The organism is Pseudomonas sp. PSPC2-3 (assembly GCF_049898265.1).
GTDB lineage: Bacteria > Pseudomonadota > Gammaproteobacteria > Pseudomonadales > Pseudomonadaceae > Aquipseudomonas > Aquipseudomonas veronii.
Genome location: NZ_JAFCXJ010000017.1, coordinates 18091 through 38911, shown reverse-complemented (window position 1 = coordinate 38911; position 20821 = coordinate 18091). Strand labels below are relative to the sequence as shown.

The 20821-nt window shown below is 62.7% G+C and carries 19 protein-coding genes; 15 read left to right on the top strand and 4 right to left on the bottom strand.

From position 1 onward, the window contains the following. Positions 1-5: 5 nt before the first annotated feature. Complete coding sequence (locus ACP7E3_RS30525) at positions 6-722, bottom strand: 4'-phosphopantetheinyl transferase family protein (protein WP_426125366.1); 717 nt, start codon at positions 720-722, stop codon at positions 6-8. A gap of 132 nt (positions 723-854) precedes the next feature. Here ACP7E3_RS30525 and ACP7E3_RS30520 point away from each other — a divergent pair, with 132 nt between their 5' ends. The 3 genes from ACP7E3_RS30520 to ACP7E3_RS30510 are packed head-to-tail and all read left to right on the top strand — an operon-like array spanning position 855 to position 3202. Then, positions 855-1163 carry a hypothetical protein gene (locus ACP7E3_RS30520; RefSeq protein ID WP_046382349.1) on the top strand — a complete coding sequence of 103 codons (309 nt, stop codon included), beginning with the start codon at positions 855-857 and terminating at the stop codon, positions 1161-1163. Positions 1164-1181: 18 nt separating this feature from the next. Beyond that, positions 1182-1859 (top strand): response regulator, encoded by a 678-nt coding sequence (locus tag ACP7E3_RS30515; protein ID WP_046382350.1) that lies wholly within the window; start codon positions 1182-1184, stop codon positions 1857-1859. Beyond that, on the top strand, positions 1856-3202 hold the full coding sequence (locus ACP7E3_RS30510) for an ATP-binding protein (RefSeq protein WP_426125364.1): 1347 nt from the start codon (positions 1856-1858) through the stop codon (positions 3200-3202). Before ACP7E3_RS30515 ends, ACP7E3_RS30510 begins: the two co-directional genes overlap by 4 nt. Before the next feature lie 21 nt (positions 3203-3223). Here the strand turns inward: ACP7E3_RS30510 and ACP7E3_RS30505 are convergent, their stop codons facing one another. Next, on the bottom strand, positions 3224-4222 hold the full coding sequence (locus ACP7E3_RS30505) for an AraC family transcriptional regulator (protein ID WP_046382352.1): 999 nt from the start codon (positions 4220-4222) through the stop codon (positions 3224-3226). A 339-nt stretch (positions 4223-4561) separates the two neighbouring features. Between ACP7E3_RS30505 and ACP7E3_RS30500 the strand changes: the two genes are divergently transcribed. The 5 genes from ACP7E3_RS30500 (at position 4562) to ACP7E3_RS30480 (ending at position 10503) form a co-directional block, all read left to right on the top strand. Then, the gene (locus ACP7E3_RS30500; RefSeq protein ID WP_169865819.1) at positions 4562-5893 is read left to right on the top strand and encodes a dicarboxylate/amino acid:cation symporter; all 1332 of its coding nucleotides are present in this window, start codon (positions 4562-4564) and stop codon (positions 5891-5893) included. Between the two features lie 254 nt (positions 5894-6147). Then, positions 6148-6618 carry a (2Fe-2S)-binding protein gene (locus tag ACP7E3_RS30495; protein ID WP_046382354.1) on the top strand — a complete coding sequence of 157 codons (471 nt, stop codon included), beginning with the start codon at positions 6148-6150 and terminating at the stop codon, positions 6616-6618. Next, positions 6615-8936, top strand: a complete 2322-nt coding sequence (locus tag ACP7E3_RS30490) for a xanthine dehydrogenase family protein molybdopterin-binding subunit (RefSeq protein WP_046382355.1) — start codon at positions 6615-6617, stop codon at positions 8934-8936. The genes ACP7E3_RS30495 and ACP7E3_RS30490 overlap by 4 nt, the downstream gene beginning before the upstream one ends. After that, positions 8936-9922 (top strand): XdhC family protein, encoded by a 987-nt coding sequence (locus ACP7E3_RS30485; RefSeq protein WP_046382356.1) that lies wholly within the window; start codon positions 8936-8938, stop codon positions 9920-9922. Before ACP7E3_RS30490 ends, ACP7E3_RS30485 begins: the two co-directional genes overlap by 1 nt. Then, positions 9919-10503 (top strand): nucleotidyltransferase family protein, encoded by a 585-nt coding sequence (locus ACP7E3_RS30480; RefSeq protein WP_046382357.1) that lies wholly within the window; start codon positions 9919-9921, stop codon positions 10501-10503. The genes ACP7E3_RS30485 and ACP7E3_RS30480 overlap by 4 nt, the downstream gene beginning before the upstream one ends. A 115-nt stretch (positions 10504-10618) precedes the next feature. Here ACP7E3_RS30480 and rne read toward each other — a convergent pair whose 3' ends face one another. Next, positions 10619-13813 (bottom strand): ribonuclease E, encoded by a 3195-nt coding sequence (gene rne, locus ACP7E3_RS30475; protein WP_128192561.1) that lies wholly within the window; start codon positions 13811-13813, stop codon positions 10619-10621. A 768-nt stretch (positions 13814-14581) separates the two neighbouring features. On the opposite strand from rne, the gene rluC reads away from it, so the two are divergent. The 3 genes from rluC to sppA are packed head-to-tail and all read left to right on the top strand — an operon-like array spanning position 14582 to position 17195. Then, positions 14582-15541 (top strand): 23S rRNA pseudouridine(955/2504/2580) synthase RluC, encoded by a 960-nt coding sequence (gene rluC / locus ACP7E3_RS30470; protein WP_046382359.1) that lies wholly within the window; start codon positions 14582-14584, stop codon positions 15539-15541. After that, a complete protein-coding gene (locus tag ACP7E3_RS30465) occupies positions 15528-16190 on the top strand; it encodes an HAD-IA family hydrolase (RefSeq protein WP_426125359.1) in 663 nt (220 codons plus the stop codon). Before rluC ends, ACP7E3_RS30465 begins: the two co-directional genes overlap by 14 nt. Positions 16191-16211: 21 nt before the next feature. Beyond that, positions 16212-17195, top strand: a complete 984-nt coding sequence (gene sppA / locus ACP7E3_RS30460) for a signal peptide peptidase SppA (RefSeq protein WP_057005500.1) — start codon at positions 16212-16214, stop codon at positions 17193-17195. A gap of 131 nt (positions 17196-17326) precedes the next feature. Here the strand turns inward: sppA and ACP7E3_RS30455 are convergent, their stop codons facing one another. After that, a complete protein-coding gene (locus ACP7E3_RS30455) occupies positions 17327-17905 on the bottom strand; it encodes a Maf family protein (RefSeq protein ID WP_256823593.1) in 579 nt (192 codons plus the stop codon). A gap of 105 nt (positions 17906-18010) precedes the next feature. On the opposite strand from ACP7E3_RS30455, the gene ACP7E3_RS30450 reads away from it, so the two are divergent. The 4 genes from ACP7E3_RS30450 (at position 18011) to fabD (ending at position 20817) form a co-directional block, all read left to right on the top strand. Beyond that, complete coding sequence (locus ACP7E3_RS30450; RefSeq protein ID WP_027607804.1) at positions 18011-18541, top strand: YceD family protein; 531 nt, start codon at positions 18011-18013, stop codon at positions 18539-18541. Positions 18542-18554: 13 nt separating this feature from the next. Continuing rightward, entirely contained in the window at positions 18555-18737 is a 183-nt protein-coding gene (rpmF, locus tag ACP7E3_RS30445; protein WP_008152339.1) for a 50S ribosomal protein L32, read from the top strand. Positions 18738-18741: 4 nt separating this feature from the next. Beyond that, complete coding sequence (gene plsX, locus ACP7E3_RS30440; protein ID WP_079444532.1) at positions 18742-19752, top strand: phosphate acyltransferase PlsX; 1011 nt, start codon at positions 18742-18744, stop codon at positions 19750-19752. Positions 19753-19878: 126 nt separating this feature from the next. Next, complete coding sequence (gene fabD, locus ACP7E3_RS30435) at positions 19879-20817, top strand: ACP S-malonyltransferase (RefSeq protein WP_046489281.1); 939 nt, start codon at positions 19879-19881, stop codon at positions 20815-20817. Positions 20818-20821 lie beyond the last annotated feature (4 nt).

Genomic DNA, 20821 nt, shown 5'->3' with positions numbered 1-20821 from the left:
CTAGATCAGACGCCGATTGCTACAAGGCTCAACAACTGTTCCCCATCCACCGCAAATTGCCCAACCAACTCCTTGCCGTGGCACCACTCGCCGGACAACTCCGTCAGCAGCCGCAACCGCATCTGGCCGTGCTCGGACCATTCCACCACTTCGGCATGCTCAAAGTAGAAGCGCTTCTGCACGATCGGGTAGAGCGCCTTGAACAGGCTCTCCTTGGCCGAAAACGTCAGTGTCACCAGCTGCGCATGTTGCTCACGCGGCAACCTGGCCATGCGCTGCAACTCATCGGCGGTGAGAATTTCCCCCGCCAGGCGTTCCGCGCGCTCCAGGCTCAGGACATTTTCCAGGTCCATCCCCAGCCCGCGCCATTGCGCCTTGTGCCCGACGATTGCCGCCGCGTGCCCGCTGCTGTGGGTGATGGAGCCGCTGATGTGCGGCGGCCACACCGGCGCCCGGTCTTCGCCGATTGCCGGCACGCAGTCCAGGTTATCGAGCTGTTGCAAGGCGGCGCGGGCGCATAACCGTCCGGCGAGAAACTCCGCCTGGCGCTTGGCCACCGAACGCTGGATGCTCGCCGGCGGCGTCACCGCGCTGCGTTGGAAATCACCGGCGATCAACAGGGCCGGATCAAAGCGCGTACTGAGCAACACCGTACCCGGCAAGGGATCGGGCAGTGGCCAATGGGCGTCGAGTGGGGTGCAGCAAGCGGGTAGGGGCGTCATGGGCGGTATTTTGCCGAGTTGGCGCGCCAGTGGATAGTCCGTAGCGGTTCAGGCCAGGTTCAGAGCCTGTTCAGGGGGAGTTCAGGGGCGCTTGCGTAGTGTGGGCCTACAGCCTACGTGGAGGTAAGTACCATGACTGCAATCAAGAAGCTGATGTTGGCGTTGACCATGTTCAGTGCCACCGCCGGGGCGCAGGCCAGCGATGGCGCCTTTGCGGCATTCGGTAGCGAGAGAACCAAGAAATCCAGCACGCTGATGCAGCGTGTGAGCTTCGAGGCGGTGCGCAGCCAGGCCGCGCCTTGGGGCCAGTCGCTGGGTTCGAGCAGCCCGCAGGCGACGTATCGTGCCGGCTATGAGCATCTTGGTGGCCAATACAATGGCATTAAACTGCGCCCGCAAGACCTGCAGGGCCGCTATGATATCCCTCTGTCGGACTGTTGATTTGCTTTGGAGAGCCTTATGAAATTGCTGGTCGTGGAAGATGAGGCTCTGTTGCGTCATCACCTGTATACCCGCCTGACCGACAGCGGGCACGTGGTCGAAGCCGTGGCCAACGCGGAGGAGGCCTTGTACCAGACTGGCCAATTCAACCATGACCTGGCGATCATCGACCTCGGCCTGCCCGGCATGGGCGGTCTTGATCTGATCCGCCAACTGCGCGCCCAGGACAAGACCTTCCCGATCCTGATCCTCACCGCTCGCGGCAACTGGCAGGACAAGGTCGAAGGCCTGGCCGCTGGCGCCGACGACTACGTGGTCAAGCCGTTCCAGTTCGAAGAACTGGAAGCGCGGATGAACGCGTTGCTGCGTCGTTCCAGCGGCTTTACCCAATCGACCATCGTCGCCGGCCCCTTGCTGCTGGACCTCAACCGCAAGCAGGCCTCGTTGGACGAGCAACCCCTGGCGCTGACCGCCTACGAGTACCGGATTCTCGAGTACCTGATGCGTCACCATCAGCAGGTAGTGCCCAAGGACCGCTTGATGGAACAGCTCTACCCCGATGACGACGAGCGCGACCCGAATGTCATCGAAGTGCTGGTCGGCCGCCTGCGCCGTAAACTGGAAGGCCCGGGCGGGTTCAAGCCGATCGACACCGTGCGCGGCCTGGGCTATCTGTTCAATGAGCGCTGTCGTTGATTCGCTCGTTACGTGTGCGCTTGATGCTGGCGGCCGCCACCCTGGCCGTGCTGTTTATGCTGGGTTTGTTGCCGGCCATGCAGGGCGCGTTCAGCCTGGCCTTGCAGGACTCGATCGAGCAGCGCCTGGCGTCGGACGTCACCACCTTGATTTCGGCGGCGCGGGTTGAAAACAACCGCCTGCAAATGCCGGCGCAGTTGCCGGACGAACGCTTCAACCTCACCGATAGCCGGTTGCTCGGTTATATCTACGACCGCGAAGGCCATCTGGTGTGGCGCTCGCGGGCGACCCAGGAAGAAAACATCAACTACAGGCCGCGCTATGACGGGCGCGGGAATGAGTTTGCGCGGATTCGCGAGGGCAATGGCCAGGAATTCTTCGTGTATGACGTCGAGGTCAAGCTGCTCGGCGGCAAGAGTGCGGCGTTCAGCATCGTCGCGCTGCAACCGGTGCGCGAATACCAGTTGACCCTCGAAGGTCTGCGCGAAAACCTCTACCTGGGCTTCGGCGCGGCGTTGCTGGTGTTGCTGACGTTGCTCTGGCTGGGCCTGACCTGGGGCCTGCAAGCGTTGCGGCGCCTGAGCCAGGAGCTGGACCAGATCGAAGGCGGCACCCGCGAAAGCCTCAGCGAAGAACACCCGCGCGAACTGCTGCGTCTCACCGGGCCTCTCAACCGCTTGCTGCACAGTGAGCGCGAGCAGCGTACCCGCTACCGCGACTCCCTCGACGACTTGGCCCACAGCCTGAAAACCCCGCTGGCGGTGTTGCAGGGCGTGAGCGAAGACATGGCCCAGCGCCCCGAAGACCGCGACCAGGCCTGGGTGCTGCAATCGCAGATCGAACGCATGAGCCAGCAGATCAGCTACCAGTTGCAGCGCGCCAGCCTGCGTAAAAGCGGCCTGGTACGCCATCAGGTACGCCTGCAGCCGGTACTGCAAAGCCTGTGCGACACGCTGGACAAGGTCTACCGCGACAAGCACGTCAAAGTGAGCTTCGTATTGCCGGACGCGTGCGATGTGCCCATCGAAAAAGGCGCCTTGCTGGAACTGCTCGGCAACCTGCTGGAAAACGCCTACCGCCTGTGCCTGAGCGAAGTGCGTATCAGCCTGGTGGAAAGCCTGGATGGCATCGAACTGTGCATCGAAGATGACGGCCCCGGTGTGCCGCCCGACCAGCGCGCGCGGATTCTGCAACGGGGCGAGCGGCTGGACCGCCAGCACCCGGGGCAGGGGATCGGCCTGGCGGTGGTCAAGGACATCATTGAAAGCTACGGCGCGCGCCTGACCCTGGGCGACTCGCCTTTGGGGGGCGCGGCGTTCAAGATCCACTTTCCGGCCGTTTGACCTTCCTTGAGTGGCGCCTGCCTAACTCTCCTGTGCCCGATAAGCCCCCGGCGTCAATCCCGTCCACTTCTTGAACGCCCGATGAAACGCCGACGGCTCGGAGAACCCGAGCTGTTCGGCAATTTCCTGCAATGACAGATCCGCGCGTCCCAGGTGGTAAATGGCGATGTCCCGCCGCAGCTCATCCTTGAGCGCTTGAAAACTGCTGCCTTCTTCACGCAGATGTCGGCGCAGGGTCTGCGGGCTGATGTGCAAGTGCTGGGCAACGGCGTCCAGGTCCGGCCAGGGTGTGCGGTCACGGCTGAGCAGGCGGCGGATCTGGCTGCTCAAACTGTCGCCCTCATCGGGCCGCGACAACAAGTCGGCGGGGGAGCGCTGCAGGAAATGCTTGAGGGTGCGCTCGTCCTGCAGCAGCGGCAGGCTCAAGTAACGCGCAGGAAACACCAGGCTGCTGTTCGGTGCGTCGAACACCTGCGGGCAGGGAAACAACAGGTCGTATTCGCTGGCGTGGGCCGGCATCGGGTAGCTGAATGTGGCCTGCTGCAGGCGGATGCGCTGGCCGATCAACCAACTGCCGAGGCGATGCCAGATCAGCAGCAGGGATTCGCTGAGAAAGTGATCCGGGTCCCCGAGCTGGGAGTCGTCCAGGCTCAAGCGGGCCATTTCGCCTTCCCGTGTCAGCTGCCAACGCGGACCTTGTGGGAATAGGCTGTAAAACAACAAGCCGCGTTCGAGTGCCTTCTCCAGGGTGCGGCAATGGATCAGCGCGTGGCACATCATGGCGAACGTGCCGCGCTTGCTCGGACCTTCGGCAAAGCCCAGGTATTCGTCGTCCAGCGCGAGCCAGAGCATTTGCAACAGCCGGGTAAATTGTTCCGGGGCGATGCGGGCGCGGGGTTCGTTCAGCAGTTCCGGGGTGATGCCCACCTGCTGCAACAGGCCCGAGTAGTCGTAGCCGGCCCGGCGCGCACCGCCGAGGGCCGCTCGGGCGTAGTGACTGGCGATGGTACGTTCGCGCATGCAAGGGCCTCGTCCATGGAAGGGCGGATGGTAGCCATCACCCGCTACAGCGACAAGGCGGATATCCGCCAAATTGTAGGACGAGATACGGCGAGTTGGCGGAAACCCGCCATGCAATGGACGGCGCTCAGGCGCGCCTTGATCCCTCCAGCCCTGATGTCTAAGGGGCTTCAGGCCGTTTCAGCAAAGTGGCACGACGTTTGCGTTAAGGATTACAGCGCAGGCTTGGTCCTACAGGTCTCGCAAACAACAAATCCCTCCAGTGCAGGAGGGTTCGCAATTCAAGTGCCGTGGGCAATGGCGGATATTTGCCACACGGGACGATTGAGGAACTTTGCAATGACGACTCGTCAGCCACTGTACAAATCCCTGTATTTCCAGGTGATCGTTGCCATCGTTATCGGTATTTTGCTCGGTCACTTCTACCCGCAGACCGGTGTGGAGCTCAAGCCGCTGGGTGACGGGTTCATCAAACTGATCAAAATGGTCATCGCCCCGATCATCTTCTGCACCGTTGTCAGCGGCATCGCTGGCATGCAGAGCATGAAATCGGTCGGCAAAACCGGCGGCTACGCGCTGCTGTACTTCGAAGTCGTGTCCTCCATCGCCCTGCTGATCGGCCTGTTCGTGGTGAACATCGTGCAGCCGGGCGCTGGCATGCACATCGACGTGGCCACCCTGGACGCTTCGAAAATCGCGGCCTATGCCACGGCCGGTGCGAACCAGAGCATCGTTGGCTTCCTGCTCAACGTGATCCCGAACACCATCGTCGGCGCATTCGCCAACGGTGACATCCTGCAAGTGCTGATGTTCTCGGTGATCTTCGGTTTCGCCCTGCATCGCCTGGGTGCCTACGGCAAGCCGGTGCTGGACTTCATCGATCGCTTCGCCCACGTGATGTTCAACATCATCAACATGATCATGAAGCTCGCGCCGATCGGTGCGCTGGGTGCCATGGCGTTCACCATCGGTGCCTACGGTGTCGGCTCCCTGGTGCAATTGGGCCAGTTGATGATCTGCTTCTACATCACCTGCGTCCTGTTCGTGGTGGTGGTGCTCGGCGCCATCTGCCGCGCACACGGTTTCAGCGTGCTGAAACTGATCCGCTACATCCGTGAAGAGCTGCTGATCGTTCTGGGTACGTCCTCGTCTGAATCGGCACTGCCACGCATGCTGATCAAGATGGAGCGTCTGGGCGCGAAGAAATCCGTGGTTGGCCTGGTGATCCCGACCGGCTACTCGTTCAACCTCGACGGTACGTCGATCTACCTGACCATGGCTGCCGTGTTCATCGCCCAGGCGACTGACACCCATATGGACATCACCCACCAGATCACCCTGTTGCTGGTGCTGCTGCTGTCCTCCAAGGGCGCTGCAGGCGTGACCGGCAGTGGTTTCATTGTGCTGGCCGCAACCCTGTCGGCCGTGGGCCACCTGCCGGTTGCCGGCCTGGCGCTGATCCTCGGCATCGACCGCTTCATGTCCGAAGCCCGTGCGCTGACCAACCTGGTCGGTAACGCCGTGGCGACCCTGGTGGTAGCCAAGTGGGTCAACGAACTGGACGAAGATAAGCTGCAAGTCGAGCTGGCTTCCGGTGGTCGTGGGATCTCCGACACCCGTGAAGAAGATGACCTGGGCGTGGCCGAAGGCCCTGCGCCGGTGATCAAGTAACCCGCTGATGGCGTGAACTGACGCCCACAGCAATCCGCAAACGCCCCGACTGGTTCGGGGCGTTTGCGTTTCTGCGCGGCCAAATTCGAATTTTTTGGTTTACAGTTAGTCAATGCTCCATCAAAGGCCCGGTGAAGATCCGTCTTCGCAAGAGAGCCTCCTCAGCCTGAGCCCATCTGCGTGCACCCGAACCAGCGATACCTTTCGCAGCAGATGGCTCGCCCCTAAATGCAAAAAATAGGCGGGCGTGCCCAATGATTACCCTGAAACTCAACGGTCAAGACCATCAACTGGACGTCACCGAGGATATGCCGCTGTTGTGGGCGATTCGCGATGTGGCGGGTTACAACGGCACCAAATTCGGCTGCGGCATGGGCCTGTGCGGCGCGTGCACCATTCATATCGACGGCGCCCCGGCGCGCAGTTGCATCACCCCGATCGGCGCGGTCAAGGGCCAGGCCGTGAGCACCATCGACAACCTGCACACCGACCCCATCGGCCAGGTCGTGCAGCAAGCCTGGCTGGACAGTGCCGTGGCCCAGTGCGGTTACTGCCAGGGCGGGCAAATCATGTCGGCCACCGCGCTGCTGAAAACCAACCCCAACCCCAGCGACGAGCAGATCGAGGAGGCGATGGTCGGCAATATCTGCCGCTGCGGCACCTACAACCGCATCAAGACCGCGATCCGCCAGGCCTCGACGCACCTGCAGGGGGCCAAGGCATGAACCGCTTACCCGCTGATTTCGTCCTCGATAACCTCAGCCGCCGCGGTTTCCTCAAGGGCGTCGGCGCCACCGGCGCGCTGGTGATCGCCGCCAGTTGGGGCCTGCCCGCAGCGTTTGCCGCCGATGCCGCCAAGAAGTATGGCGGCGATGCCATGCCCCATGGGCTGATCGATGACCCCAAGGTCTACGTCAGCATTGCCACCGACGGCACCGTGACCGTGATCTGCAACCGTTCGGAAATGGGCCAGGGCGTGCGTACCAGCCTGAGCCTGGTAGTCGCCGATGAGTTGGACGCCGATTGGGCCCACGTGCGCGTCCAGCAGGCGCCGGCTGACGAAGTGCGTTACGGCAACCAGGACACCGATGGCTCGCGCAGCATGCGCCACTGGTTCGAACCGATGCGGCGTTGCGGCGCGAGTGTGCGCGCGATGCTGGAACAGGCGGCTGCCGAACAGTGGAAGGTGCCGCTGGGCGAGTGCCGTGCGCAGCTGCATAAGGTGGTTCACCAGCCCAGCGGTCGCACCTTGGGCTATGGCGAGCTGGCCGCCGCTGCCGGTGCATTGGCGGTGCCGGCGCGCGACACGCTGCGCCTCAAGCAGCCGTCGGAGTTCCGCTACATCGGCAAAGAGGGCGTCAAGGCCATCGACGGCGCCGATATCGTCAACGGTCGCGCGGTCTACGGCGCGGACGTGCATTTCGACGGCATGCTCTACGCCACCATTGCACGGCCGACGGTGTATGGCGGCAAGGTCAAATCCTTCGATGCCAGTGCGGCGTTGAAGGTGCCGGGGGTGATCAGGGTCCTCGAAATCGAAAGCCGGCCTCTGCCCTCGGAGTTCCAGCCGCTGGGCGGCGTGGCCGTGGTGGCCAGCAACACATGGGCAGCGATCAAGGGCCGCGAAGCGCTGGCGATTGTCTGGGATGACGGCGTCAACGCCGGCTACAACTCGATCGATTACCGCAAGGAACTGGAAGCGGCCGCGCGGCAACCGGGCAAAGTGGTGCGCAACACCGGCACCCTCGAGCAGGCGATGAACGAGGCCGACAGCACTTTGGACGCCGCTTATTATTTGCCGCATCTGGCCCAGTCACCGATGGAACCGATGGTTGCCGTTGCCCGTTTCGACAAGGGCCAGTGCGAAGCCTGGGCCCCCAGCCAGGCGCCCCAGGTGACCCGTGAGCGCGTCGCCGAGCGCCTGGGCCTGCCTTTCGATAACGTGACGATCAATGTCACGCTGCTGGGCGGCGGTTTCGGTCGCAAGTCCAAGCCGGACTTCGTGGTCGAGGCGGCCATCCTCGCCAAGGAATTCCCCGGCAAGGCCGTGCGCGTGCAGTGGACTCGTGAAGATGACATCCACAACTCCTACTTCCACACGGTTTCCGCCGAGTACCTCAAGGCTGGTCTGAACAAGGACGGCCTGCCTTCCGCCTGGCTGCACCGCACCGTCGCGCCGAGCATCACCGCGTTGTTTGCGCCGGGGATGAACCACGAGGCGGCGTTCGAGCTGGGCATGGGCTTTACCAACATGGCCTACGCGATTCCCAACGTGCGCCTGGAAAACCCCGAAGCCGCCGCCCACACCCGGGTTGGTTGGTACCGCTCGGTGTCGAACATCCCGCATGGCTTTGCGATTCAGAGCTTTGTCGATGAGCTGGCGCACAAGGCCGGCCAGGACCCGTTGCAGTACCAACTCAAACTGCTTGGGCCGGACCGTCAGATCGATCCGAAAACCCTGAGCGATGAGTGGAACTACGGCGAATCCCCGGAGCGCTACCCGATCGATACCGCCCGCCTGCGCGGCGTCCTCGAAACCGCCGCCAAAGCCGCCGGCTGGGGGCGCACGCTACCCAAGGGGCGAGGCCTGGGGCTGGCGGTGCATTACAGTTTCGTCACCTATGTGGCGGCGGTGATCGAGGTGGAAGTCAAAGACGACGGCACGCTGATCGTCCACAAGGCGGATATCGCTGTGGACTGCGGCCCGCAGATCAACCCGGAACGCATTCGCTCGCAATTCGAAGGCGCCTGCGTGATGGGCCTGGGCAACGCGGTATTGGGCGAGATCAGCTTCAAGGACGGCAAGGTCCAGCAGGACAACTTCCATATGTATGAAGTGGCGCGCATGTCCCTGGCGCCCAAGGTTGTCGCGGTCCACCTGGTCACGCCACAGGGCGAGGTGCCGTTGGGCGGTGTCGGTGAGCCCGGCGTGCCGCCGATTGCGCCGGCGCTGTGCAATGCGATCTTTGCCGCCACCGGCAAGCGTATTCGCAACCTGCCCGTGCGTTATCAGTTGCAAGGCTGGCAGGAGGCGAAGGCTTGATGGACAGCGTGGATCTGAATGTCCTGCGCAGCGTGCTCGAATGGCGCCGCGCCGGGCAGCGGGTGGTGTTGTACAGCGTGGTCCAGACCTGGGGCAGCGCGCCGCGTCCGCCCGGGGCCATGCTGGCCTTGCGCGGCGACGGGGTGGTGATCGGCTCGGTGTCCGGCGGTTGCATTGAAGACGACTTGATTGCGCGTTTGCAGGATGGTCGGTTGGCGGACGACGGGCCCGCGGTGCAGTTGGTGACCTACGGCGTGACACGCGATGAAGCGGCGCGTTTCGGCCTGCCGTGCGGCGGCACCCTGCGCCTGACCGAAGAGCGCGTGACGGAGTGGCAGTGGGTGGCCGAGTTGCTGGCGCGCTGTGACGCCCATGAAATCGTCGCTCGGGAGCTGGACCTGGCCACCGGCGACGTGAGCTTGAGCCCCGCGAGCAAGACCGACGTGGTGAGCTTCGACGGCGAGCGCCTGCGCGCCATCTATGGCCCGCGCTGGCGCCTGCTGTTGATCGGCGCCGGGCAGTTGTCCCGCTACGTGGCGCAGATGGCGCGGTTGCTGGATTTCGAAGTGCTGATCTGCGACCCGCGTGAAGAGTTCGCGTATGGCTGGGAAGAACCGCACGGCCGCTTTGTGCCCGGCATGCCTGATGAAGCGGTGCTGAACATCCAGACCGACGAACGCACGGCCATCGTCTGCCTGACCCACGACCCGCGCCTGGACGATATGGCGTTGCTGACGGCACTGAACTCCAATGCGTTCTATATCGGCGCGCTGGGTTCGCGGGTCAACACGCGTAAACGCCGGGAAAACCTGGCGGCGCTGGGATTGTCTGCGCAGGCGATCGCGCGGTTGCATGGGCCGATCGGTTTGCATATTGGCAGCCATACACCGGCGGAGATCGCGCTGTCGTTGCTGGCGGAAATTGTCGCGATCAAGAATGGCGTGGTGCCGCTGCAGAAAAAGCCGCTGTCGGTGCAGGTTGAATGACCGTCACGGTGATTGTGCTGGCGGCGGGGCAGGGCAGTCGTTTTCGCGCTGAAGCCGGGGCAGATCGGGATAAATTGCTGGCTGAGTGCGTCGGCCGGGACGCAGTGGTGCGGCCGGTGATCGAGCAGGTGCTGGTGAATTTGCCGGCGTGGGCGCTAAAGCGCGTGCTGGTGACGTCGCCCGAGCGGCTTGAAGTCATTCGTCTGGCGCAGGTCCATGGCTGCGAGGTAGTGCAGCTGTGCTCGGCCGGAATGGGCGACAGCATTGCGGCAGCGGTCGCGGCCAGTGCTTCCAGTGATGGCTGGCTGGTGGTGCTGGGTGATATGCCGTTCATCCTGCCGTCCAGTATTGAACGGGTGCTGGAGCACGTGGACAGCATCAACGTGCCGGTGCATGCCGGCCAGTATGGGCATCCGGTTGCGTTTGGACGAGCGTTTGGGCCAGCGTTGATGGCGTTGACGGGCGATCGCGGGGCCAAGCCGCTGTTTGCCCAGGGGCAGGTGCGCGAGATCCAGGTAAACGATCCTGGCGTACTCTGGGATGTGGATCTGCCACATCTGTTGGATTTCAAACCGCTCTGAAATGTGGGAGGGGGCAAGCCCCCTCTCACATTGAATCTTCGGTGTTTTCAGAATTTGTTGGCATAAAAAAGCCCCGCCTGAGTGATCAGGCGGGGCTTTTCAGTGGCTGATGGAATCAGACGAGGGGTTTAGGCTCGTGCTCTTCTTCCAGGGCCTTTGGGTGGTGCTCTGCCACTTCTTCAACGGAACGCGGGGTCTCGTCGACGATAGGGGCAGCGTGCTCGACCACTTCGGCGACAGCCGGTGCGGCAGCGGCAGCAGCGGCGGCCGCTTCGGCTTCCTTGCGACGACGGCGCACTTCACGTGGGTCGTTCGGCGCACGGCCGTTTTCGGTCAGGGCGCTGGCCGGTGCGGCTTCAACCACCGGGGCGGCGGCTTCGGCAACCACGGGCGCTTCAACCACGGGCGCAGGCTCGGCAACCACTACCGGAGCGGCTTCAACCACTTCGGCAACCGGGGCCGGTGCGGCTTCTACCACGGGGGCAGACACTTCAACCGGGGCGGCAGGTTCGGCAGTCCACTGGAAGGCGGTCTGTTCTTCGCGAACTTCACGCACGGCCGGGGCGGCGGCTTCGACAACCGGAGCTTCCACGACAGCTTCAACCACTGGCTGTGGCTCAACCACCGGGGCAGGCTCGGCGGCAGCCACTTCTTCTTGCGGCTGGGCTTCGCGAACCGGCGCAACTTCCACTTCCGGAGCCGCGGGGGCTTCGATCGGGGTGGTTGCTTCTACGACCGGTGCTTCAACCACTGGGGTCTCGGCGACTGGCGCTTCTACCGCAACGGTTTCTTCGACGGCGGCAGTGGCGCGTTCAGCCTGCTCGTGAGCCTGGGCTTCGGCAGGTGCGCTGATGACCGAGCTGGCAACAGCGGCGGTAACGGCCAGGCCGGCAGCCAGTTCGGTGCTGGTCGGTTCGCTGGTAGCGGCTTCTGCGTTCTCGCCGGCTTCTTCCGAACCTTCGATCACATTGCCGTTGGCGTCACGTTGACGCTCGCGACGGTTGCTGCGACGACGCTGGCCACGGGAGCGGCGGCGCGGACGATCGCCTTCGGCGTTGTCCTGGCCGTCTTCCTGCAGTTGCTCTTCGCCGGTCAGCACTTCTTCTTCGCTGGCGGCAGCCGCCTGCTCGGTACGTGGTTGACGTTCTTCACGCGGTGGGCGCGGTTGACGCTCTTCACGTGGCGCACGCTCTTCACGCGGCGGGCGAGCCGGGCGTTCTTCCTCGGTAGGGGCGGCAACAGCAGCGGCGGCAACGGCTGGCGCAGCGTCCAGCGGCTCGCGCAGTTCACGCACACGTTCTTCACGCTCGCCACGCGGCTTGCGATCTTCACGCGGTGCGCGTGGTGGACGTGGTGCGCGCTCTTCGCGCGGTGCGCGTTCTTCGCGGGCTACGACCGGGGTCTCTTCACGGGCTTCGCGAGGCGCACGCTCTTCACGGGGTGCGCGCTCTTCACGCGGGGCCCGTTCTTCGCGCGGCTTGCGCTCTTCGTCACGGCGACCGTTGCGGTTACGGCTCTGCTGGCGACCGTTGCGACGCTCTTCGTTACGCGCCGGACGCTCGGTGGCAGGTTTTTCGACCACCACCGGTGCCGCAGGCTCTTCCTTGCTGGCGAACAGGCTGACCAGCGATTTCACCAGGCCCTTGAACAGGCTTGGCTCAGGCAGGGCGGCCGGGGCTGCAACCGGGGCAGCCACTTCAACCGGAACCGGTGCGTTGGCACGCGCCGGAGCGGTCTTCACGGCGGCTTCCTGGCGAACCAGGGTGCGGGTCGCGGCGGCTGGCTGGACTTCTTCCACTTCGGCAGCGGCAGCGGCGATTTCGTAGCTGGACTGGCCGCTGTGGGCTTCCGGGCTGTCATCACGCAGGCGCTGCACTTCGAAGTGCGGCGTTTCGAGATGATCGTTCGGCAGGATGACGATACGGGCACGGGTGCGCAGTTCGATCTTGGTGATCGAGTTGCGTTTTTCGTTGAGCAGGAACGCGGCAACCGGGATCGGCACTTGTGCGCGGACTTCGGCGGTGCGGTCTTTCAGGGCTTCTTCTTCGATCAGGCGCAGGATCGCCAGGGACAGCGATTCAACGTCACGGATGATGCCAGTGCCGTTGCAACGCGGGCAGACAATGCCGCTGCTCTCGCCCAGGGACGGACGCAGGCGCTGACGGGACATTTCCAGCAGGCCGAAGCGCGAGATGCGGCCGACTTGCACGCGGGCACGGTCAGCTTCCAGGCATTCGCGGACTTTCTCTTCCACGGCGCGCTGGTTCTTGGCGGGGGTCATGTCGATGAAGTCGATCACGATCAGGCCGCCGATATCACGCAGGCGCAGCTGGCGGGCGATTTCTTCAGCCGCTTCCAGGTTGGTCTGCAGGGCGGTTTCTTCGATGTCGCTACCTTTCGTGGCGCGCGCCGAGTTGATGTCGATGGACACCAGGGCTTCGGTCGGGTCGATCACGATGGAGCCGCCGGAAGGCAGTTCGACCACGCGCTGGAAGGCGGTCTCGATCTGGCTTTCGATCTGGAAACGGTTGAACAGCGGAACGCTGTCTTCGTACAGCTTGATCTTGCTGGCGTACTGCGGCATCACCTGGCGGATGAAGGTCAGGGCTTCGTCCTGGGCTTCGACGCTGTCGATCAGCACTTCGCCGATGTCCTGGCGCAGGTAATCGCGGATGGCGCGGATGATCACGTTGCTTTCCTGGTAGATCAGGAACGGCGCGGAACGATCCAGGGACGCTTCTTTGATGGCGGTCCACAGTTGCAGCAGGTAGTCGAGGTCCCACTGCATTTCTTCGCTGCTGCGGCCCAGGCCGGCAGTGCGGACGATCAGGCCCATGTCGGCTGGAGCGACCAGGCCGTTCAGCGCTTCACGCAGTTCGTTGCGTTCTTCGCCTTCGATGCGACGGGAAATGCCGCCGGCACGCGGGTTGTTCGGCATCAGTACGAGGTAACGACCGGCCAGGCTGATGAAGGTGGTCAGGGCGGCGCCCTTGTTGCCACGTTCTTCTTTTTCGACCTGGACGATGACTTCCTGGCCTTCGCTCAGGACGTCCTTGATGTTCACGCGGCCTTCGGGGGCTTTCTTGAAGTATTCGCGGGAGATTTCTTTGAGGGGCAGGAAGCCGTGGCGCTCGGAGCCGAAATCGACAAAGGCAGCCTCAAGGCTTGGTTCGATGCGAGTAATACGGCCTTTATAGATGTTGGCCTTCTTCTGCTCGCGTGCGCCGGACTCGATGTCCAGGTCGTAAAGGCGTTGGCCATCTACCAGCGCAACACGCAACTCTTCGGGTTGAGTTGCGTTAATCAGCATTCTTTTCATGTTGTACCGTCGGTTTCCGGGCTGCCGGAAACGGCGTTCGGCACACACGACTTCTCACGGTCGGTGTCAGGTGCGTCAAGAGTGGTTGGCCACTCCAGTGTCCAGCAATAACCGGCGAATTGGGCTGGTATCGCGACGGACGCGTCCTGCTTGTTAGCGGTGGTGACAAAGGCACCACTTCAACAAAAGCTAAGGTCAGGAGGAGGAATCAACCGGCGACTGTGGACGAGATGAAGCGTCTATATATAAGCCTAGTGCTACACGGTCCGACGGTTGTGCATCTCCACCCTACACGTATCCCTGATAATTCGGGTGCTGCCGCGCGCAGAATCCGCAGCGGGTTGGCATTTACCGTGTTCTCCAATGGGGAGTCCACGCTCATGGCTAAACAAGACCAAGTGTGGGCGATTGCGCTCTCACTCGGCTCTTAACAGGCGTTGTTTCCGAAGCATTCGCCATGGTGTGTCCCAAGACTGACTGCACTTTGTGAACTGGCCGTAAATATCGGCGCAAAATGCGAGTATTCACTCTGCTTTCTGCACTCGCTTCAGGCCTCATGTCACCTGCGCTTGTTACAATCTCGGGCTTTCCAAGGTAACGAAAGCCCCGTAGGACGGCCTCGCGTCCTGATGAATTGCGAAGGTCAGGGCCGGCAATTTGCCGCAAGTCCTCTGTCCAGGCCGCTTTTGGCGGCGTTCGCGACTATAGCAGTAATGATTAAGTGCTTCAATTCCATAAAAAATTGTTATCATCGCCGACATGACGACTACCGCCCCCCAGACCCCCAGCGTCCAGCTGCTCGAGGTCTCGCCGGAATATGCCGGCCAACGCATCGACAATTTTCTCCTGGCCAGGCTCAAAGGCGTGCCCAAGACCTTGATCTACCGCATTTTGCGTAAAGGCGAAGTGCGCGTGAACAAGGGTCGCATCAAGCCCGAGTACAAGCTGCAGGCGGGCGATATCGTCCGGGTGCCTCCGGTGCGCGTGCCTGAGCGCGACGAACCTGTGCCGCTGGCCCAGGGCCTGTTGCAGCGCCTTGAAGCGTCGATTGTCTACGAAGACAGCAAGCTGATCGTGATCAACAAGCCCTGCGGCATTGCGGTTCACGGCGGCAGCGGCCTGAGTTTCGGCGTGATCGAAGCCTTTCGTCAGTTGCGTCCGGATGCCAAGGAGCTGGAGCTGGTTCATCGCCTCGACCGCGACACCTCCGGCCTGCTCATGATCGCCAAGAAGCGCAGCATGTTGCGCCACCTGCACACCGCCCTGCGCGGCGATGGCGTGGACAAGCGCTACATGGCGCTGGTGCGCGGCAACTGGGCCAGCTCGATCAAGAGCGTGCGCGCGCCGTTGCAGAAGAGCAACTTGCGCTCCGGCGAGCGCATGGTCGAAGTGGACGAGGAGGGCAAAGAAGCCCTGACCCTGTTCAAGGTGCTGCGCCGCTTCGGCGACTTCGCCACCCTGGTCGAGGCCAAGCCGGTCACCGGGCGCACTCACCAGATTCGCGTGCACACCCTGCATGCGGGCCACTGCATTGCCGGTGACACCAAGTATGGCGACGAGGCGTTCTCCAAGGAGATTCGCGACCTGGGCGGCAAACGCCTGTTCCTGCACGCCTACATGCTCACCGTCCCGCTGCCCGATGGTGGCGAATTGAAGTTGCAGGCGCCGGTCGATGAGATGTGGGCCAAGACCGTGGAGCGTTTGAGTGCCGCACCTTGACTACAAACTGCTGATTTTCGATTGGGACGGCACGCTGGCCAACTCCATTGGCCGTATCGTCGAGGCCATGCACATGGCCTCGACGCGTTCTGGCTTCGAGCTGTGCAGCGATCTGGCGGTCAAGGGAATTATCGGCCTGGGGTTGCCTGAGGCGATTCGCACCTTGTACCCGCACATCGCTGACGCTGAATTGGTCGCGTTCCGCGAGCATTATGCCGATCACTACATTGCGCTGGAGGCCGAGCCTTCGCCGCTGTTTGATGGCGTGGTGCAGTCCCTGGAAGCGTTCCGCGCCGAGGGTTATCAGCTGGCGGTCGCCACCGGCAAGGCCCGCCGCGGCCTGGACCGGGTGCTCAGGGCCCACGGCTGGGAAGACTATTTCGACGTTACCCGCGCAGCGGACGAAACCGCCAGCAAGCCCCATCCGCTGATGCTTGAGCAGATCCTCGCCCATTGCGGCGTGTCGCCACGCCAGGCGTTGATGGTCGGCGACGCGTCCTTCGACCTGATGATGGCACGCAATGCCGGCATGGACAGCGTGGCGGTCAGCTACGGTGCGCAGGCTTCCGAGGCGCTGCAGGCATACGAGCCCAGGCTGACGATCGATCATTTTTCTGAATTGCAGGCCTGGCTCAGCCGGGCCCACTGAGTCTTTGCTGGGGTAGATGGCATGAGTGATGAGTGGAAAGCGCCCGAAAAGGCCGACAGCAGTGACGACAAGAGTTGGAAGCTGCTGGAGAAGACTCTTCTGGCCAGCGTGCAAGAGCAGCGTCGTTCGCGGCGCTGGGGGATTTTCTTCAAGCTGCTGACCTTTGTTTACCTGCTCGGCATGCTGGTGCTGTTCAGCCCGCTGGTGGACATGGAAAAAACCGCGACCCGTGGTCCCAACTACACCGCCTTGATCGAAGTGCGCGGGGTGATTGCCGACAAGGAGTCCGCCAGCGCCGACAATATCGTCAGCAGTCTGCGCACCGCGTTCGAAGACCCCAAGGTCAAGGGCGTGATCCTGCGCATCAACAGCCCGGGCGGCAGCCCGGTGCAGTCGGGCTACGTGTATGACGAAATTCGCCGCCTGCGCGCACTGCATCCGCAGATCAAGCTGTACGCGGTGATCTCCGACCTGGGCGCCTCGGGTGCGTATTACATCGCCAGTGCCGCTGACCAGATCTACGCCGACAAGGCCAGCCTGGTGGGTTCCATTGGCGTCACGGCGGCCGGTTACGGCTTTGTCGGCACCATGGAGAAGCTCGGTGTGGAGCGTCGCACCTACACCTCGGGCGAGCATAAGGCGTTCCTCGACCCGTTCCAGCCGCAAAAGGCCGATGAAACCCAGTTCTGGCAGAGCGTGCTCGACACCACTCATCGCCAGTTCATTGCCAGCGTCAAGCAAGGGCGCGGTGATCGTTTGAAGGACAAGGACCATCCGGAGCTGTTCTCCGGGCTGGTCTGGTCTGGCGAGCAGGCCTTGCCGCTGGGCTTGATCGATGGCCTGGGCAGTGCCAGTTCGGTGGCGCGGGACGTGATTGGTGAAAAGGAACTGGTGGACTTCACCGTTCAGGAGTCGCCGTTTGACCGTTTCTCCAAGAAGCTCGGCGCCAGCGTGGCGGAGAAGTTGGCCTTGTACATGGGCTTCCAGGGCCCGACCCTGCGCTGAGATCCCAAGGTCTGCGTAGATAAATGTGGGAGGGGGCTTGCTCCCGATTGCGGTGGATCAGCCGGCTTGTCTGTAGCTGGTCTACCGCAATCGGGGGCAAGCCCCCTCCCACATTTGGTTTTGCGGTGTTTTTAAGGGGTTTGCACACCTTCGGCCAGCAGCATATCCACCAGGCGAATCAGCGGTAAGCCGACAAGGCTGGTCGCATCCGGGCCTTCGGTGCTTTGAAACAGGCTCACGCCCAGCCCTTCGGCCTTGAAACTGCCCGCGCAGTCATAGGGCTGCTCGATCCGCAGGTAGCGCTCGACCCGCTCCGCGTCCAGCACGCGCATGTGCACGGTGAACGGCACGCAGTCGACCTGGCAATGCCCGGTCTCGCTGTTCAGCAGCGCCAGCCCGGTGAGGAAGCTGACACGCTTGCCGCTGGCCGCCAGCAGTTGCTCGCGGGCGTTCTCGAAGGTGTGGGGTTTGCCGATGATCCGGCCTTCGAGTGTGGCGACCTGATCGGAGCCGATGATCAGGTGCCCTGGATGGCGGGCGGCGAGGGCGCGGGCTTTCTCTTCGGCCAGGCGTTTGACCAGTTCGACGGCTGACTCATTTGCGCGGTGGCTTTCATCGATATCCGGCGAGCTGCAGATGAACGGTAAGTGCAGGCGGCTCAGCAATTCCCGGCGATAGACCGAGCTGGATGCGAGTAATAAAGGCAGCATGGGCGTCTCCTCAGGGCGACCGGGGATTCTAGCGGGACGACCGGCTGACGCACAGGGCTGAATTTCCTTTGACATGGCTGGGGGCATCCCTATAATGCTGCGCCTATGTTGAATGACCCGATTCCACCTCACGTTGACCCGCGCAAATTGGCTGATCGTGGCACTTCCCTTCAAGGTGAATTGCTGCTGGCCGATTTGGAGAGACTCTGCGACCCGCTTTCCGACACTGTCGGTACGGTGCAGGCCAAATTCGTTTTTGAACGAGATGAACGTAAATCTGTGGTTATTCACAGCTTTATCGACACCGAGGTCAAAATGGTTTGCCAGCGTTGTCTTGAGCTGGTCACCCTGCCGATTCACAGCGAATGCAGTTACGCTGTGGTAAAGGAGGGTGCGAATACCCAGTCGTTGCCGAAAGGTTATGACGTGCTGGAACTGGGCGAAGATCCTTTGGATCTGCATGCACTGATCGAGGAGGAGCTTTTGCTCGCCTTGCCCATTGTGCCTGCTCATCATCCGGAAGAATGCCAGCAGCCGGCGGGCCTCGATGACGAGTCCGAACCGAGCGAGGACGAGGTAACGCGGTCCAACCCGTTCAGTGTATTGGCGCAGTTAAAGCGTGACCCAAACGTTTAGGAGTTAATCAATTATGGCTGTTCAGCAGAACAAAAAATCCCGCTCTGCCCGTGACATGCGTCGTTCGCACGACGCCCTGACGGCAAGCACTCTGTCTGTAGAAAAAACCACCGGTGAAATTCACCTGCGTCACCACGTATCGCCAGAAGGCGTATACCGTGGCCGTAAAGTGATCGACAAGGGCGCTGACGAGTAATCACTTGTCTGCTCAAGTCATCGCGATTGACGCAATGGGCGGGGACTTCGGTCCCCGCAGCATTGTTCAGGCTTGTATTGCCAGCCTGTCTGCTACGCCCTCGCTGCACCTGACCCTCGTCGGTCAACCTTCCCTTCTTGAAGAACTGATTGCCAGCCATCCGGCGGTGGATCGCGCGCGCCTGACGATTACCCCCGCCAGCGAAGCCATCGGCATGGATGAAAAGCCGGCGGTCGCCCTGCGTGGCAAGCCCGACTCTTCAATGCGGGTCGCCCTCGAGTTGTTGCGTGATGGCAAGGTGCAAGCCTGTGTCAGTGCCGGCAATACGGGCGCGCTGATGGCATTGTCGCGGCATGTGCTCAAGACCTTGCCGGGGATCGACCGGCCGGCGATAGTCGCGGCGATACCGACGCAGACAGGCTATTGCCAGTTGCTCGACCTGGGCGCGAATGTCGATTGCAGTGCCGAGCATCTGTTCCAGTTCGCCGTGATGGGCTCGGTGGCTGCCGAGGCGCTGGGTGTGGCTCGTCCGCGCGTGGCCTTGCTGAATATCGGCATCGAAGACATCAAGGGCAACCAGCAGGTCAAGCTCGCCGCCGCTTTGCTGCAAGGTGCGCGGGGGTTGAACTACATCGGCTTTGTCGAAGGCGACGGTTTGTATCGCGGCGAGGCGGATGTGGTGGTGTGCGACGGGTTTGTCGGCAATATCCTGCTTAAATCCAGCGAAGGCCTGGCGACCATGATTGCCACGCGGATCGAGGCCTTGTTCAAGCGCAACCTGGCCACACGCCTGGTCGGCGCCCTGGCGTTGCCGCTGATGCGCCGCCTGCAGGAGGACCTGGCCCCGGCGCGGCATAATGGCGCAAGCTTTCTCGGCTTGCAGGGCATCGTGGTGAAAAGCCATGGCTCGGCGGGGGTGGAAGGCTTTCAGAGTGCGATTGCACGGGCGTTGATCGAGATCCAGGAAAATCTGCCGCGACGCTTGCACGGCCGCCTGGAAGATCTGTTGCCTTAGGCGAATCGGCCCGGGAATGCTTAAATGTGACCGGCCGGTTCAATTGACCATCCAATCTGTCAGTTTCGTGCGCTCCCATCGTAGGAGCGCCTATATCCGACGACCAGATCATTAGGGGCTTGTTACATGTCTACATCCCTCGCATTCGTCTTTCCAGGGCAGGGTTCGCAGTCCCTCGGCATGTTGGCCGAGCTGGGCGCGCAATATCCGCTGATCCTGGAAACCTTCAAGGAAGCTTCCGATGCCCTGGGTTACGACCTGTGGGCGCTGACCCAGCAGGGGCCGGAAGAGCAACTCAATCAAACCGATAAAACCCAGCCGGCCATCCTCACCGCTTCGATCGCCCTGTGGCGCTTGTGGCTGGCGGAAGGCGGCGCGCGTCCGGCATTCGTCGCCGGTCACAGCCTGGGCGAATACAGTGCCCTGGTCGCCGCGGGCAGCCTGACCCTCGCTGAAGCGGTCAAGCTGGTCGAGCGTCGTGGCCAGTTGATGCAGGAAGCGGTTCCGGCCGGGCAGGGTGGCATGGCCGCCATTCTCGGCCTGGATGATGCGGTGGTGATCGCCGCCTGTGCCGAAGCGGCCCAGGGCGAAGTGGTCAGCGCGGTGAACTTCAACTCGCCGGGCCAGGTGGTGATTGCCGGTGCCAAGGCCGCCGTTGAGCGCGCCATCGAAGGCTGCAAGGCCCGTGGCGCCAAGCGTGCCTTGCCGTTGCCGGTGAGCGTGCCGTCGCACTGCGAGCTGATGCGCCCGGCGGCCGAGCGTTTTGCCGAGTCCATCGCCGCCATCAACTGGCAGGCACCGCAGATCCCGCTGGTGCAGAACGTCAGCGCGGCGGTTGCCGCGGATCTCGACACCCTCAAGCGCGACCTGCTGGAACAACTCTACAAGCCGGTGCGCTGGGTTGAATCGGTACAGACCCTGGCCGCCAACGGCGCCACCGAGTTGGTCGAGTGCGGCCCGGGCAAAGTCCTGGCCGGCCTGAACAAGCGCTGCGCCGACGGCGTGTCGACCTCCAACCTCAATACCCCGGATGCCTTTGCGGCCGCTCGCGCGGCACTGGCCTGAACCC

Coding starts and splice junctions, on each gene's coding strand:
- ACP7E3_RS30525 (WP_426125366.1), bottom strand. CDS start 722: ATGACGCCCCTACCCGCTTGCTGCACCCCACTCGACGCCCATTGGCCA.
- ACP7E3_RS30520 (WP_046382349.1), top strand. CDS start 855: ATGACTGCAATCAAGAAGCTGATGTTGGCGTTGACCATGTTCAGTGCC.
- ACP7E3_RS30515 (WP_046382350.1), top strand. CDS start 1,182: ATGAAATTGCTGGTCGTGGAAGATGAGGCTCTGTTGCGTCATCACCTG.
- ACP7E3_RS30505 (WP_046382352.1), bottom strand. CDS start 4,222: ATGCGCGAACGTACCATCGCCAGTCACTACGCCCGAGCGGCCCTCGGC.
- ACP7E3_RS30500 (WP_169865819.1), top strand. CDS start 4,562: ATGACGACTCGTCAGCCACTGTACAAATCCCTGTATTTCCAGGTGATC.
- ACP7E3_RS30495 (WP_046382354.1), top strand. CDS start 6,148: ATGATTACCCTGAAACTCAACGGTCAAGACCATCAACTGGACGTCACC.
- ACP7E3_RS30490 (WP_046382355.1), top strand. CDS start 6,615: ATGAACCGCTTACCCGCTGATTTCGTCCTCGATAACCTCAGCCGCCGC.
- ACP7E3_RS30485 (WP_046382356.1), top strand. CDS start 8,936: ATGGACAGCGTGGATCTGAATGTCCTGCGCAGCGTGCTCGAATGGCGC.
- ACP7E3_RS30480 (WP_046382357.1), top strand. CDS start 9,919: ATGACCGTCACGGTGATTGTGCTGGCGGCGGGGCAGGGCAGTCGTTTT.
- rne (WP_128192561.1), bottom strand. CDS start 13,813: ATGCTGATTAACGCAACTCAACCCGAAGAGTTGCGTGTTGCGCTGGTA.
- rluC (WP_046382359.1), top strand. CDS start 14,582: ATGACGACTACCGCCCCCCAGACCCCCAGCGTCCAGCTGCTCGAGGTC.
- sppA (WP_057005500.1), top strand. CDS start 16,212: ATGAGTGATGAGTGGAAAGCGCCCGAAAAGGCCGACAGCAGTGACGAC.
- ACP7E3_RS30455 (WP_256823593.1), bottom strand. CDS start 17,905: ATGCTGCCTTTATTACTCGCATCCAGCTCGGTCTATCGCCGGGAATTG.
- ACP7E3_RS30450 (WP_027607804.1), top strand. CDS start 18,011: ATGTTGAATGACCCGATTCCACCTCACGTTGACCCGCGCAAATTGGCT.
- rpmF (WP_008152339.1), top strand. CDS start 18,555: ATGGCTGTTCAGCAGAACAAAAAATCCCGCTCTGCCCGTGACATGCGT.
- fabD (WP_046489281.1), top strand. CDS start 19,879: ATGTCTACATCCCTCGCATTCGTCTTTCCAGGGCAGGGTTCGCAGTCC.